The 14,863-nt window shown below is 46.5% G+C and carries 13 protein-coding genes; 8 read left to right on the forward strand and 5 right to left on the reverse strand.

Annotated features, from left to right (window positions below):
* Positions 1 to 336 precede the first annotated feature (336 nt).
* From jag to rpmH, 5 genes are all read right to left on the reverse strand, one after another.
* A complete protein-coding gene (gene jag / locus ACFQPF_RS03875; protein ID WP_379746752.1) occupies positions 337 to 960 on the reverse strand; it encodes an RNA-binding cell elongation regulator Jag/EloR in 624 nt (207 codons plus the stop codon).
* Positions 957 to 1,730, reverse strand: coding sequence for a YidC family membrane integrase SpoIIIJ (spoIIIJ, locus tag ACFQPF_RS03880; RefSeq protein ID WP_379746754.1), 774 nt, complete (start codon positions 1,728 to 1,730; stop codon positions 957 to 959). Before spoIIIJ ends, jag begins: the two co-directional genes overlap by 4 nt.
* A gap of 37 nt (positions 1,731 to 1,767) precedes the next feature.
* On the reverse strand, positions 1,768 to 1,992 hold the full coding sequence (gene yidD, locus ACFQPF_RS03885) for a membrane protein insertion efficiency factor YidD (protein ID WP_379746756.1): 225 nt from the start codon (positions 1,990 to 1,992) through the stop codon (positions 1,768 to 1,770).
* Entirely contained in the window at positions 1,989 to 2,348 is a 360-nt protein-coding gene (gene rnpA / locus ACFQPF_RS03890) for a ribonuclease P protein component (protein ID WP_379746758.1), read from the reverse strand. Before rnpA ends, yidD begins: the two co-directional genes overlap by 4 nt.
* 391 nt (positions 2,349 to 2,739) lie before the next feature.
* A complete protein-coding gene (gene rpmH, locus ACFQPF_RS03895) occupies positions 2,740 to 2,874 on the reverse strand; it encodes a 50S ribosomal protein L34 (protein ID WP_007201576.1) in 135 nt (44 codons plus the stop codon).
* Between the two features lie 1,175 nt (positions 2,875 to 4,049).
* On the opposite strand from rpmH, the gene dnaA reads away from it, so the two are divergent.
* The 8 genes from dnaA (at position 4,050) to ACFQPF_RS03935 (ending at position 14,596) form a co-directional block, all read left to right on the forward strand.
* Positions 4,050 to 5,405, forward strand: coding sequence for a chromosomal replication initiator protein DnaA (gene dnaA / locus ACFQPF_RS03900; protein ID WP_379746760.1), 1,356 nt, complete (start codon positions 4,050 to 4,052; stop codon positions 5,403 to 5,405).
* A gap of 174 nt (positions 5,406 to 5,579) precedes the next feature.
* Positions 5,580 to 6,722, forward strand: coding sequence for a DNA polymerase III subunit beta (dnaN, locus tag ACFQPF_RS03905; protein WP_379746762.1), 1,143 nt, complete (start codon positions 5,580 to 5,582; stop codon positions 6,720 to 6,722).
* Between the two features lie 496 nt (positions 6,723 to 7,218).
* Positions 7,219 to 7,431 (forward strand): S4 domain-containing protein YaaA, encoded by a 213-nt coding sequence (gene yaaA, locus ACFQPF_RS03910; RefSeq protein ID WP_379746764.1) that lies wholly within the window; start codon positions 7,219 to 7,221, stop codon positions 7,429 to 7,431.
* Positions 7,432 to 7,446: 15 nt separating this feature from the next.
* Positions 7,447 to 8,568, forward strand: a complete 1,122-nt coding sequence (gene recF, locus ACFQPF_RS03915; protein ID WP_379746766.1) for a DNA replication/repair protein RecF — start codon at positions 7,447 to 7,449, stop codon at positions 8,566 to 8,568.
* Between the two features lie 9 nt (positions 8,569 to 8,577).
* Positions 8,578 to 8,850, forward strand: coding sequence for an extracellular matrix regulator RemB (gene remB, locus ACFQPF_RS03920; protein ID WP_379746768.1), 273 nt, complete (start codon positions 8,578 to 8,580; stop codon positions 8,848 to 8,850).
* A gap of 357 nt (positions 8,851 to 9,207) precedes the next feature.
* Positions 9,208 to 11,133: a DNA topoisomerase (ATP-hydrolyzing) subunit B gene (gyrB, locus tag ACFQPF_RS03925; protein WP_379746770.1), complete on the forward strand. Its 1,926-nt coding sequence runs from the start codon at positions 9,208 to 9,210 to the stop codon at positions 11,131 to 11,133.
* Between the two features lie 135 nt (positions 11,134 to 11,268).
* On the forward strand, positions 11,269 to 13,803 hold the full coding sequence (gene gyrA, locus ACFQPF_RS03930) for a DNA gyrase subunit A (RefSeq protein ID WP_379746772.1): 2,535 nt from the start codon (positions 11,269 to 11,271) through the stop codon (positions 13,801 to 13,803).
* Between the two features lie 139 nt (positions 13,804 to 13,942).
* Positions 13,943 to 14,596, forward strand: coding sequence for a hypothetical protein (locus ACFQPF_RS03935; RefSeq protein ID WP_379746774.1), 654 nt, complete (start codon positions 13,943 to 13,945; stop codon positions 14,594 to 14,596).
* Positions 14,597 to 14,863 lie beyond the last annotated feature (267 nt).

The following is a 14,863-nucleotide window of genomic DNA, read 5'->3' on the forward strand; positions in this document are numbered from 1 at the left end:
TTATAGCCGTTATGAACCAGCTATTATCGTAAAGTTGCGTGTTTCTGCAAAAAGGGCAGAAATGTCCACAATACCCTCTAGTTTAACTCACATCGCCACCTCGTTGCAATGGATTAAGGTGCTAAGAAGGCGACACGTTAAGTGGCCGTCGCCAAGTCCTGACAGCTCTGGTTGGGGTTTGTTTGCGAATCTGCAAGGTTTATTTGCAGAAGTGAAAACTTTATTTGCAAATCTCGACCCTTTATTTGCAGATCTGAAAATTTATTTGCACGCGCCCTGAGATGCCCGCTTACAGCCATGAAAAAACCCCAGACGACTTTGTCCGGGGTTTGCTGATTATCTTGTTTTGGCTGGCCGGATGACCACTTTTCGGAACGGCTCTGTTCCTTCTGAAGTGGTTTCTACGGCGCGTTCGTTCTTTAAGGTCACATGAATGACTTTTCGTTCATTGGCCGGCATCGGCTCGAGTGCGACGCTGCGTCTTGTCGCTGCCACCTTTTGGGCGGAGTGTGCGGCCAGACGTTCGAGCGACTCTTTGCGCCGCGCGCGATAGTTCTCTGCATCGAGAACGATTCGAACAAATTTTTCCGTGCCTTGGTTGGCCACGAGATTCACGAGAAATTGTAAAGAGTTCAGAGTTTGTCCGCGTTTTCCGATCAAAATAGCGATTTTCTCGCCGCTCATTTCAAATAACACGTCGTCTCCTCTGCCACTTTTGGTGATGGTAACGGGTACGCCCATTTTGGCGGTGACATCCTGAAGATAGTCCAACGCGGTTTGAACAGGATCAGCTTTTACCGTCACTTCAACTCTAGCAGGCTTGCCTCCGAAACCAAGAAAGCCTTTTTTGGGCTCTTCCAACACTCGAATGTCCACCTGTTCCTCAGAAGCCTGAAGTTCTGTCAATGCTGCTGCAACTGCTTCTTCTACCGTTTTGCCTGTTACCTGTACCATTTTCACTTTTTCGTGCCCCCATCCACCGTTTTTTCTTTATTTTTCACCGGGGTTGTAATGAAATACGTTTGGACAATCATAAAGATGTTACCGACTACCCAGTAAAGAGAAAGTGCGGCTGGGAAGTTGATCGCGAACACAACGATCATGACCGGCATGATGTATAGAAGCATCTTCATCTGCGGCTGCGGGTCTTCCATTCCGCCCATCATGATCTTCTGCTGCAAGAATGTTGTCAAACCTGCGACAAGCGGAAGAACGTAAAATGGATCTGGAGCGCCAAGATCAAACCATAGGAAATTATGGTTCGCAATTTCCTTCGTACGCATGATCGCGCTATAGAACGCGAGCAAGATCGGCATCTGAATCAAAAGCGGTAAACAACCTGCTGCAGGGTTTACCTTATTCTTCTGGAAAAGAGCCATCGTTTCCTGCTGAAGCTTTTGCTGAGTTTGCGCATCCTTGGAGCTGTATTTCGCGCGCAGCTCTTTCAGTTCAGGCTGGATCGCCTGCATCGCTTTCGAACTCTTCGTCTGCTGAATCATCAGCGGAAGAAGAACAAGACGGATCATGACCGTGACGAGCACGATGGACAACCCGTAATTCTCACCAGTCAGCTCGGCTACTTCAGTAATAAGCCAAGAAAGCGGGTAAACAAAGTATTCGTTCCAAAACCCTGTACTGTTTTCATCAATCGCCGCAGTTGATGGACTGCAGCCTGTCATGACGGCAATCGCCGCGAGCATGACAAATAAAACACTTAACTTCTTGCGCACACCAATATCCTCCTTATGACTATCTCGGTTTCAGTTGCTAGTTACGCTTCTTCTCCGGGACATGGTCCACACCGCCCGGGTGGAGCGGATTGCACCTAAGTATACGGCGAAGCGTCAGCCAAGTTCCCTTGATTACGCCAAATCGCCGGTAAGCTTCGAGTCCGTAATGAGAACAAGTCGGGTAAAATCGGCATGAAGGCGGAGTTAAGGGAGAAATGAAACGCTGATAGAAACGGATCATTCCGATCGCCAGTGCCTTCATTTTCGCCTCTCCTTTGACTGTCTTATGACTCTTGCCCTTCCCATCACATGCTGCAGGCTTTTCTCAATTTCATGATAATCCATTTCAGCTGCCGGCATTCGGGCGATGATTACGTAATCAGCATCCTGGTGGATCTGATCCTTATGTTTAAAAAGCATTTCTTTAATCAGCCGCTTGATGCGGTTGCGAGTGACGGCGTTTCCAACTTTTTTGCTGACAGACAGACCGACGCGGAATTCGCCCTGGCCTTCCCGCTTCAGCACATATATTACAAATTGGCGGTTCGCCGTTGATTTCCCTTTTTTAAATACTTCTTGAAATTCGTCATTTTTTTTAATACGCTGCTGCTTTTTCATTCATTGAACACTCCATTGCTTGCAACGGCTTTATTGTTTAAGGAATTGTCGTCCTCATCAGTATGGGTAATTTACAAAAAAGTAAAACTTGGCGGCTGCCAAGCTTTTTTTGTAGACCCGCCAGGCCGTTTGTTACACTGGCAGTGTTTTCTGCTGTTAGGCCGGAAACGTTATTCATATTCATAAAGAAAACTTGCCGCGTCAGTCACCCTTCTCGCAAACAAGTTATACTTCCTTAAAGTGAAAGAAAACTTGGCTGACGCCATGTCCTTTAAGTCAGCCTTAGTTGACCTTATCCTTTATTCTTAAACTTTTTGACTGCGTCGATGATCTTCACAGGTAAAAAGTTAAACTCTCTTAAAGTGGAAAAAAGACCACTGAGATCAGCGGCCTATGCAGATAATACTTTTCTTCCTTTTTGACGGCGGCGAGCTAGAACTTTACGTCCGTTCTTTGTAGCCATGCGCGCGCGGAAACCATGAACCTTCTTACGCTTACGGTTGTTAGGTTGAAATGTTGGTTTCATTTATAGAACACCTCCCTGAGGATAAATCTCTAAAAGACAGTCTAAATAAGTATAAAGACAGTCCCTTGGTTTTGTCAAGTTCCTCTTAAAATTAATCATAAACTTCGTTATTAGTATTCGATGAAGTCGTTGATCTGCGTTACAGGTGCACGCTTTCCGCGGGGTGATGCCGAAAAGCAGTAACGGCTTGTTCAGCCACGACAAGCAAAAGAACAAGAGGCCGAGAAGATCGGTCTTTGACTTATTGGACTCTTGAAATTTTGACCTCGAGGGGCTAGCCGTTTCTGCTGGACAACTAGAAAAGCAGAAGTGGCTCGTTCAGTCCCGACCATTCATCCTTCTGACTCGATGGGCTAGCCACCGCAGCTGGAGTCGGCACCTTTTACTCCGATCAACTAGCATAGAAGAATTCTGAGACGTTTATAAAGTAATCATCTTTTAGTAAAAAATTATACGTTGTCATGTTAAATAATGAGTGCTCTTTAAGAAAACCACTTTATCTTTTCTTCTCCTTTTGCTGCTTCTGGTTGAAATACTTTCTCTTCTTTGTTGTCTCTTTATAGAAGAAGGCGATTTGTTTGTTATCCATTTTGTTTTTATTCAGAGATTGTTGCCGGCTTCCTTTGTTTTGATTTTTCTTGTAATGATCTGTTTTGCCAGGAACATATTCAGGGCGGTTTTTGTTCTCGTTTTGTGCTTGTACGACATTTATCCCCAAGCTGCTTTTTCGGGCTGCGTTTTATGGCTGTGGATATTTTTTCGACAGGTTTCGCATTATCCACATGGTGAGTCGACAAGTTTTACACAAAATCTAGTGTTGTGGACAACTGTTTTGCACAAGGTATGGAGGTTGTGGATAAGCTTTAAAAACCCATTGCCACCTTTATCTTTTTTTGATATGCTAGTTGTGTTTTAACTCGTTGATAACGAATGTGGCGATGTGGTTTATCCACACGCTGTGGATAAAGTTGTGGACAGTTATTTGTTCTTGTTAATACGCTTGTCCACAGATCGAGAATAACTTATGAAATGCCGCTATTCTACTATATTAACTGTTTCATTCACACAGGCTGTGGATTTTATTTTTATTCATGCATATGCAGGCCGTTGTACAAGTGTTATACGACGTGAACTCCGCTGAAAAAGGTGCTTGAAATATAGGGGAGGGACAAGTAGTGGAAAATATCAGTGACTTGTGGTCCAAGGCGCTGGCTGCAATAGAAAAAAAGGTCAGCAAACCAAGCTTTGAGACTTGGCTTAAGTCAACGACAGCACACGCCCTTCAAAATGATACGCTAGTCATCACCGCACCGAACGATTTCGCGCGTGACTGGCTTGAATCCCGTTATTCGAACTTGATTTCGGAAACGTTGAAGGATGTTACAGGTGCTGCACTGGATGTGAAATTCATCATTCCTCAAAACCAGATCGAGGAAGATTTAACGATGGAGCTTGCTTTAAAGAAAGCGCCAAAAAATGCGCCCGAGCCTCATGAAGAGGTTTCTCAGAGCATGCTTAACCCAAAATATACGTTTGACCGGTTTGTTATTGGTTCCGGAAACCGCTTTGCTCATGCAGCATCACTTGCCGTAGCGGAAGCGCCGGCAAAAGCCTACAACCCGCTCTTCATTTACGGAGGAGTCGGACTGGGAAAGACTCACTTAATGCACGCGATCGGCCATTATGTTGTCGACCACAACCCAGGTGCAAAGGTCGTGTACCTCTCTTCTGAAAAATTCACGAACGAGTTTATCAATTCGATCCGTGACAACAAAACAGTAGAATTTCGCAACAAATTTCGCAGTGTGGACGTGCTTTTGATTGATGATATTCAGTTTCTTGCCGGAAAAGAACAGACCCAGGAAGAATTTTTCCATACGTTCAACGCGCTTCATGAGGAAAGTAAGCAGATTGTCATCTCTAGTGACCGTCCACCAAAGGAAATCCCGACTCTCGAAGACCGTTTGCGTTCCCGCTTTGAATGGGGTCTGATCACAGATATCACGCCGCCTGATCTCGAAACTCGAATTGCGATTTTGAGAAAGAAGGCGAAAGCGGAAGGGCTGGATATTCCGAATGAAGTGATGCTGTATATCGCGAACCAGATCGACACAAACATTCGTGAGCTGGAGGGCGCACTGATCCGTGTAGTGGCTTATTCATCACTCATTAACCAGGATATGAACGCAGATCTGGCTGCAGAGGCGCTAAAGGATATTATCCCGTCTGCCAAGCCGCGCATGCTGACGATTCATCACATTCAAGAAGCGGTCGGCAAGCATTATAATGTGAAGCTTGAAGACTTTACGGCTAAGAAGAGGACAAAATCGGTGGCTTTCCCGCGACAGATTGCGATGTACCTCGCGCGTGAGCTGACGGATAATTCACTGCCAAAAATCGGCGAAGAGTTCGGAGGAAGAGACCATACAACTGTCCTACATGCACATGAAAAGATCTCTAATCTGCTCGTTTCCGATTATCAGCTGCAGAAAAAAGTTCAGGAAATCCACGATCAGCTTAAATCTCATTAAAATTTTCCCTGTTAACAATGTGCATAACCGCATCTAGCTTATACACAGTCTGTCCACATGTGGATAGGCTGTACTTTCTTTTAAAATAGGCTTATCCACAAATTCACAGCGCCTATTACTACTACGACGATTTTTTTTAAAAAAATTATTATATTATCAGGGAGGTTCTTACGCATGAAAGTTAAGATTAATCTGGATCAGCTCATAGAAGGTGTTCAAGATGTCATGAAGGCCGTATCTTCCAGAACAACCGTTCAAATTCTTACAGGGATTAAGATGACCGTTGATCACGAAAGCATGACTTTAACAGGAAGCGACTCCGACATTTCTATCGAACGCCTTATTCCTGTAGAAGAAAACGATATCGTACATATTGAGATCGAACGAGAAGGAAGTGTCGTTCTTCCGGCACGATACTTTTCTGAAATCGTCAGGAAGCTTCCGAACGATACCGTTGAAATAGAAGTAGGCGAACGATTTGAGACGACACTTCGTTCGGGTTCATCAGAATTCAGCCTTCTTGGACTCGATCCGGAAGAATATCCGCTGCTTCCACAGATTCAGGAAAATCATGTGTTTGAGATTCAAGGTGATCTGTTCAAGAACGTGATCCGTCAAACTGTCTTTGCGGTGTCCACCTCAGAAACACGCCCTATATTAACTGGGGTGAACATGAAACTAGAAGATGGCGTGCTGACCTGTACTGCAACAGACAGCCACCGATTAGCGGAGCGTCAAATTTTAGTCGACACGGGATCAGAAGACATTTCGTTCGCGAATGTTGTCATTCCGGGGAAAAGCCTAAACGAGCTTTCCAAAATCATTGATGACAGCGCAGAAAATCTGCAAATCGTCGTAACGAGCAACCAGGTGCTGTTCAAGGCGAAGAACATTTTATTCTTCTCCAGGCTGCTTGATGGAAACTATCCGGATACATCCAAGCTCATCCCGTCTGATTCAAAAACAGAAATCGTTCTTAACACGAAAGACTTTCTTCAGGCGATTGACCGTGCTTCGTTATTGGCGAGAGAAGGAAGAAACAACGTTGTTAAGTTCGCTACGATCGGCAATCAGCAGGTGGAAGTATCGTCTAACTCACCTGAGATCGGAAAAGTGTTCGAGCATGTGATGGTTGATGAGATGGAAGGTGAAGAGCTGAAAATTTCATTTAACGCGAAATATATGATGGAAGCTCTCAAAACGATGGATTCCACAGAAGTAAGAGTCCTGTTCACTGGAGCGATGAGACCGTTCCTCGTGAAACCGACGGGTGACCAGGCGATCAAACAACTTATTTTGCCAGTGCGCACATATTAATAGACTGCCGGTTCTCCGGCGGTTTTTCTATTTCATATAGTTCTTTTTTTTAGAATCAATGAAGTGGCTGATCTACGTTACAGGTGCACGCTTTCCGCGGGGTGTGGCGAAATGCAGGAATGGCTCGTTCAGCCCCGACAAGCAAATGAGGAAGGGACCGGTAAGTCGGTTTGTGACTTATTGGGCACTTCCTCATTTGACCTCGAGGGGCTAGCCATTTCTGCTGGACAGGTGAGCCCCTTCGTCGCAAGCGCCATTGAAGGGTCTCACCTGCATCACTCATCCCGCTGGAGTCGGCACCTTTCACTCAGATCAACCTCAGTCAATGAAGAATTCAAAGAAGCCGAAAAAAAGGGTGCACGCCGATCTAGGAATAGTGTGAGTGATTCGTTGAAAGTGTTGAAGTGAAAACTCGATTTCCTTGAAACTGGTGAATGGTAAAGTAATTAAGAGGTTTGGCTATACTTGAGATAGAATATTAGAGGAGGTTGTACATATGCCGAATGTACAGATTAAGACGGATTATATTACGCTGCAGCAGCTGCTGAAAATCACCGATGCGATTGAATCGGGTGGAATGGTAAAATGGTATTTAGCTGAGCATGAAGTGTTCGTGAACGGGGAACGTGAGAGCAGGAGAGGAAGGAAGCTGTATGAAGGTGATACAGTGGCGATTCCGAAGCTAGGCAAATTTACTGTGAGCAGGTAACAGGGGGAAAGCCCTTTGCATATTGAAGAGTTAGCGATTAAACAATACCGAAATTACCGGTCCCTTTCCCTTTCGTTCGAGAACAAGGTGAACGTGTTTCTTGGAGAGAACGCCCAAGGCAAGACGAACGTGATGGAGTCTATCTATGTTCTGGCGTTCGCCAAATCGCACAGGACGGCGCGTGATAAAGAATTAATAATGTGGGACGAAGAGTATGCTAAAATAGAAGGTAGCATTCAAAAAAAGAACCGACAGACGGACCTGAGCCTCGTTCTCTCGCAAAAAGGGAAGAAGGCGAAGGTGAACCGCATCGAACAGCAGCGCCTGACAGACTATGTCGGCCATTTCAACGTGGTCATGTTCGCGCCTGAGGATCTGAATCTCGTAAAAGGCAGCCCGCAAGTGCGGCGCCGTTTTATCGACATGGAGATCGGTCAGGTAAACGCGGTGTATCTGCACGATCTTTCGCAGTATCAAAAGATTTTGGCGCAGCGTAACTCGCTTCTTCGCGACATGCACCGAAAAGGCAAGCCTGAACAGATCATGATGCTCGATATCTTGACCGAGCAGATGATCGAGAAGGCGGCCCGCATCACGATGAAGCGGTTCGCGTACATGGATAGGCTGCAGAAATGGGCAGAGCCGATTCATCAAGGAATCTCGCGCGGTAAGGAAACATTAAAAATTCTCTACAAACCCGCTGTGGACGTATGCGAATCGAGTGATTTGACGAAAATGATAGAAGCATTCGCAGCAAAATTTGATAAAATAAAAGACAGAGAGATTGACCGCGGCACTTCCATGTTCGGTCCGCACCGGGATGATCTGCTTTTTGAGGTGAACGGAAAAGACGTGCAAACGTATGGTTCTCAAGGACAGCAGCGGACGACCGCCCTATCGCTGAAACTCGCAGAGATCGACCTTATCCATTCTGAGGTGGGAGAATATCCGGTCCTCTTGCTGGATGATGTTCTATCAGAGCTGGATGATTACCGCCAGTCTCATCTGCTGAACACGATTCAAGATAAAGTGCAGACGTTCGTCACGACGACAAGTGTGGAAGGCATCCATCATGAGACACTTGAAAAAGCAGCGTCATATGAGGTGCATCAAGGAGAAATAAAGAGGCGGGATTAAGGAGGAGTAATGTTGCTCATTCACTTAGGAGAAGATGAAGTGATTCCGGCTAAAGAGATTCTGGCCATTATGGATTATGTTTCGTTTACCGCATCCGCACTCGCAAAAGGATTTCTCTCTCTGCAGCAAGAACACAACAGCCTGACCAGCCTTGGCGAATCGGTGCCAAAGTCGGTGGTCATCACAGACAGGCAGGTCTACCTGTCCCCGCTTTCAGCAGCCACGCTGAAAAAAAGGGCAGAAGACAAAGGGATATTCGAACAAAGCTGGTCTTTTAAATAAATATATTTTTAAAAACCTTTTTTGAATGAATTCAGAGAAGTGGTTGATTTCCGTTACAGGCGCACGCTTTCCGCGGGATGAGCGGTGAGCCCCTTCGTCGCACGCGCCATTGAAGGGTCTCACCTTCTCACTCATCCCGCAGGAGTCGGCACCTTTCACTCCAATCAACTTTCAATGATGCCTCAAAGGTGTTCATTCAAAAATAAATTAAATGCTCTACTTACTCAATCTTTTCGAGCAGTAAAGTATTTTACTGTTACAATTCTAAGACACGCCTGCTGATATCACGTGGTGTAACGATCGGCGTTAGTGATAGATTTAGAAATGCTTTTAAACCGGAATGAAGGTGAAGGATAAATGACGACTGAACAGCAGTTAGAACAGCAGTATGATGAGAGTAATATACAGGTGCTTGAAGGCCTGGAAGCTGTACGAAAGCGTCCTGGAATGTACATTGGCTCCACGAACGTGAAGGGCTTGCACCACCTTGTGTGGGAGATTGTCGATAACTCGATCGATGAAGCGCTCGCCGGCTATTGCGACACGATTTCGATCACGGTTGAAAAAGACAACAGCATCACAGTAGAAGACAACGGACGCGGAATTCCTGTCGGGATGCATGAGAAGATGGGGCGCCCGGCGCTTGAAGTCATCATGACCGTCCTGCATGCGGGCGGAAAGTTCGGCGGCGGCGGATATAAAGTATCTGGCGGCCTGCACGGTGTAGGGGCATCCGTCGTTAATGCGCTTTCCTCTATGCTGGAAGTGACCGTGTCCCGTGACGGGAAGATCCATTATCAGAAGTTCCACCGCGGCGTACCGGCAGCTGATTTGGAAGTGATCGGCGAAACGGACAAGACGGGAACGAAGACTCATTTCGTACCGGACGGTGAAATTTTTACCGAAACACTTGAGTACGATTTCTCCACATTATCCAACCGTATCCGTGAGCTTGCTTATTTGAACCGAGGCCTCAAGATCATTGCCAGAGATCTGCGCGGTGAAGAGCCAGTGGAAAAGGAATACCATTATGAAGGCGGAATCAAGTCATACGTTGAACATATCAACCGTTCGCGTGAACCGATTCATGAAGAGCCTATTTTTGTAGAAGGCGAGAAAGATGGCATTTCCATCGAGATCGCCCTTCAATACAACGACAGCTATACGAGCAACATCTACTCGTTCGCCAATAACATTAACACGCATGAAGGCGGTACGCACGAGTCAGGGTTCAAGACAGCCCTCACGCGTGTAATCAACGATTATGGCCGCAAGAACAACCTGTTCAAAGACAACGATACGAACTTGACGGGCGATGATGTGCGCGAAGGCTTGACGGCGATCATCTCCATCAAGCACCCGGATCCGCAGTTTGAAGGACAGACGAAAACGAAGCTCGGAAACTCAGAAGCCCGTACGATCACGGAATCGATTTTTGCTGAAACGTTCAACAGCTTTATGCTCGAGAACCCGGTCGTGGCAAGAAAGATTGTCGAAAAGGGAAGCATGGCACTGCGTGCGCGCATCGCAGCGAAAAAGGCACGTGAGCTCACACGCCGTAAAAGTGCGCTGGAAGTTTCCTCATTGCCAGGAAAGCTTGCAGACTGTTCCTCTAAAGACGCGAGCATCTCTGAACTGTACGTGGTAGAGGGTGACTCTGCCGGCGGATCGGCGAAACAAGGTCGTGACCGTCATTTTCAGGCGATCCTGCCATTGCGCGGTAAAATCATCAACGTAGAGAAAGCGCGCTTGGACAAGATTCTCTCAAACAACGAGGTGCGCGCAATTATCACGGCACTCGGTACAGGGATCGGGGAAGATTTTGATATCGCGAAAGCGCGTTACCATAAGATCATCATCATGACAGATGCCGACGTTGACGGGGCGCACATCCGTACGCTGCTGCTCACGTTCTTCTACCGTTATATGAGACCGATCATCGAACACGGCTATATTTATATCGCGCAGCCACCGCTCTATAAAGTACAGAGCGGAAAGCATGTCGATTATGCGTACAACGATAAAGAGCTTGAGAAAATGCTCGCTGAGCTTCCGCAAAATCCGAAACCGCAATTGCAGCGCTACAAGGGTCTTGGTGAGATGAATCCATCGCAGCTATGGGAAACGACGATGGACCCGGAAACACGAACACTGCTTCAGGTTGAGATGAAGGATGCGATGGAAGCGGATGAAACGTTCGATATCCTGATGGGGGATAAAGTTGAGCCTCGCCGAGATTTTATTCAGGAAAACGCACAGTACGTTAAGAACCTGGACATATAATTCCCGGGAAACAATGATATAAAACTTTTGCAGCAAGTGCCCCAATCTTCATTTAGGCGAAGGGATGATGCCCTTTTCTTAAATGGCGCGGCGGCACTTAAGCTGTTTAGTAGAGGGTATGGAGGTTAGAAACCGATGAGTGAAATGGAACGTTCACGGGTTAAAGAGATTAACATCAGCACAGAAATGCGCACATCCTTCATGGACTACGCGATGAGCGTCATCGTCAGCCGCGCGCTGCCGGACGTTCGTGATGGATTGAAGCCGGTTCACCGCCGTATTCTATATGCGATGAACGACCTAGGCATGACCGCGGACAAGGCGTACAAGAAATCCGCGCGTATCGTCGGTGAAGTAATCGGTAAGTATCACCCGCATGGCGACTCTGCGGTCTATGACACGATGGTCCGTATGGCGCAGGATTTCAATTTCCGCCACATGCTAATCGACGGGCACGGAAACTTCGGATCGGTTGACGGCGATGCTGCGGCGGCAATGCGTTATACGGAAGCCCGCATGAGCAAGATTGCGATGGAAATCGTCCGTGATATTAACAAAGATACGATTGCTTATAAAGATAACTACGATGGCTCAGAAAAAGAACCCGTCGTTCTTCCAGCCAGGTTCCCTAACCTCCTCGTTAACGGAGCGGCAGGAATTGCGGTAGGTATGGCGACAAACATCCCGCCTCACCACCTTGGCGAGACGATCGACGGCCTGCTTGCGCTCAGCCACAACCCAGACATCACGATTCCTGAGCTGATGGAATACATCCCTGGTCCTGATTTCCCGACGGCCGGTGAGATTCTTGGCCGTGAAGGGATCCGCAAAGCCTACACGACTGGACGCGGTTCCATCATCATCCGTGCGAAAGCGGAGATTGAAGAAATGGCGAGCGGAAAGTCTGCGATCATCGTCACAGAGCTTCCGTATCAGGTCAACAAAGCACGATTGATCGAAAAGATTGCAGAGCTTGTGCGCGACAAAAAAATCGACGGCATCACAGACCTTCGCGACGAATCAGACCGCAATGGTATGCGTGTTGTGATGGAAGTGCGCCGTGATGCGAACGCGAACGTCATTTTGAACAATCTATACAAACAGACAGCGCTTCAGACGAGCTTCGGTATCAACATGCTCGCTCTCGTTGACGGGCATCCGAAAGTGCTGAACATTAAAGAGATGCTGTACCATTACTTAAGGCATCAGCAAGTGATCATTCGCCGTCGTACAGAGTTCGACCTGCGTAAAGCGGAAGCGCGCGCTCACATCCTAGAAGGATTGCGCATCGCACTTGATCACTTGGACGAAGTGATCGCGCTTATCCGTGCGTCACGTACAACGGACATCGCGCGTGAAGGCTTAATGGAGAAATTCGAGCTAAGCTTCGAGCAGTCTCAAGCGATCCTTGAGATGCGCCTCCAGCGCCTTACAGGACTCGAGCGCGATAAGATCGAGAACGAATACAGCGAGCTTGTCGCTTTGATCGCAGAATTGCGTGCGATTTTGGCGGATGAAGAGAAGATTCTCGAAATCATCCGTACCGAGCTTACAGAGATCAAGGACAAGTTTGCCGATGAACGCCGTACCGTTATTTCTGTCGGCTTCAACTCGATTGAAGACGAAGATCTGATTCCGCGTACGAACATCGTCATCACACTGACGAACAAAGGCTACATCAAGCGCCTGCCTATCTCCACATACCGTTCACAAAAACGCGGTGGCAAAGGGATTCAAGGCATGGGCACAGGTGAAGATGATTTCGTCGAGCACCTGTTTACCACGAACTCGCATAATTACATTCTTTTCTTCACGAACAAAGGAAAGGTGTATCGCTTAAAAGGATACGAGATTCCTGAATACGGCCGTACTGCAAAAGGTATTCCGATCATCAACCTGCTGCAGATCGAGCAGGGCGAAACGATTTCAGCGGTCATTCCAGTCGAAGATCTTGAAGCCGATTCCATCTTCCTAAACTTCATGACACGCCAAGGTATCACGAAGCGTTCGCCATTGTCGGCGTTCTCTAACATCCGCAAAGGCGGATTGTTCGCGATCACACTGCGTGATGAAGATGAACTGATGGGCGTCAGGCTGACTGATGGAACGAAAGAAATTATCGTCGGAACGAGCAAAGGAATGGCGATCCGTTATCATGAAACCGATGTCCGTTCGATGGGACGGTCAGCGGCCGGTGTTAAAGCGGTCACACTCGGCCAAGACGACGTGGTTGTCGGCATGGAAGTGCTTGATGAGTCGCACGATATCCTGATCGTCACGAAAAAAGGGTACGGCAAACGTACACCGATGGCCGACTACCGTTTGCAGACCCGCGGCGGTAAAGGGATCAAAACGTGCAACATCACAGACAAGAACGGTCCAGTCGTTTCTTTGAAAACCGTCGTGCCTGAACTTGACTTGATGATCATCACATCAAACGGCATCATCATCCGCATGGATATCGCGAGCATATCTCAAACCGGAAGAAACACACAAGGTGTTAAGCTGATGAACGTGAATGAAAGCAGCCAGGTCGCAACGGTTGCTGTCGTAGAGAAAGATGAAGAAGAACCAGCAACAGAACCACTCGAAACAGCAGAGGACGTGCTAGAGGACGGCACATCCCCAGACGAAACAGAAGCAAATGACGAAGGTTCTTCGGAAGAATAAATAAATGGAAGCTGCCCTGATGGATCATGATGTGATTCATCAGGGCAGCTTTCTTTTATTCTCGTTATGTGGAAAGGGTATTATAGAAGGAAGGAAGTATTTATAAAGAAGATAAAAAAAAGAAGGTAGAAGATAGGTGATGGACTTGAAGGTGCAAGTCAGCTATTTCCCCCTCGATCAGGTTAGGAACGAGCCTTATGAAGAAGCTACATTTCCTTTTGTTCTGGAAGGAGAGTTTGCCTATATTGTGAAATTCCTCTTTTTTAATGATAGCAATGGGCATGAAGAACTTTTTAACGACTGGAGTTTAGCAGGAAATCAAATACCTATTCATTCACTTGCAGAAATCTATGACTTTCAGCAGCAAGAATATGAAGAATTATTCAAGCAGTATAACATCGAGTTTAACTATATAAAGGGAAGCCAGAAAGATACCGTATTTGTGAAAGCAGTACTTCAAGCTTCAGAACAGTTCAGAAGCTATTATCCATATCTTTACGCCAACGGCTGTATGATGAATGTATCACTGTGGTCGTTTAACGGTGATGTTTTTACAATTGAAGAAAGGGAGCATGATGTCACACATCCTATTACTCCTCTCGTTAAATTAAAATGGAACGCCAACACGCCTATCGTCACGCTCACGAAAAGCTCAACCGTATTTTGGGTTGGCCATGACGGTGACTTTATCACAGGCATATCGAATCATCCTTCCTTTGCAACCATAAAGGATCTGCAAGGCATCATGCCATCTGGTATTGAATTAGTGGAAGAAGATGATGAGTGGGATTAGCGGTATAACCTTCTTTTTAAAGAAGTTTAATATTTTCTCGATAAAAGGGTTGTGTTTATCTTTTTTACATGGTATATTATTTCTTGTCGCTTCAAGACATTAAGTCAGCAAGCGAACAACGAAATAAAAAGTGTTGACACAGAGATTGATAATGTGTTAACCTAATAAAGTCGCCAAAACGAGCGGCAAACAAAAAGTTCTTTGAAAACTGAACAAAAGCATAGGTAAGGAATTAAATGAATTCCGTCAGTTTTAAACAAGCAAGAG

It is taken from the genome of Fictibacillus iocasae, assembly GCF_042665465.1.
Classification (GTDB): Bacteria; Bacillota; Bacilli; order Bacillales; family Fictibacillaceae; genus Fictibacillus; species Fictibacillus iocasae.

Coding starts and splice junctions, on each gene's coding strand:
- yidD (WP_379746756.1), bottom strand. CDS start 1,992: ATGAAGGCACTGGCGATCGGAATGATCCGTTTCTATCAGCGTTTCATT.
- rnpA (WP_379746758.1), bottom strand. CDS start 2,348: ATGAAAAAGCAGCAGCGTATTAAAAAAAATGACGAATTTCAAGAAGTA.
- rpmH (WP_007201576.1), bottom strand. CDS start 2,874: ATGAAACCAACATTTCAACCTAACAACCGTAAGCGTAAGAAGGTTCAT.
- dnaN (WP_379746762.1), top strand. CDS start 5,580: ATGAAAGTTAAGATTAATCTGGATCAGCTCATAGAAGGTGTTCAAGAT.
- yaaA (WP_379746764.1), top strand. CDS start 7,219: ATGCCGAATGTACAGATTAAGACGGATTATATTACGCTGCAGCAGCTG.
- remB (WP_379746768.1), top strand. CDS start 8,578: ATGTTGCTCATTCACTTAGGAGAAGATGAAGTGATTCCGGCTAAAGAG.
- gyrB (WP_379746770.1), top strand. CDS start 9,208: ATGACGACTGAACAGCAGTTAGAACAGCAGTATGATGAGAGTAATATA.
- gyrA (WP_379746772.1), top strand. CDS start 11,269: ATGAGTGAAATGGAACGTTCACGGGTTAAAGAGATTAACATCAGCACA.
- ACFQPF_RS03935 (WP_379746774.1), top strand. CDS start 13,943: ATGGACTTGAAGGTGCAAGTCAGCTATTTCCCCCTCGATCAGGTTAGG.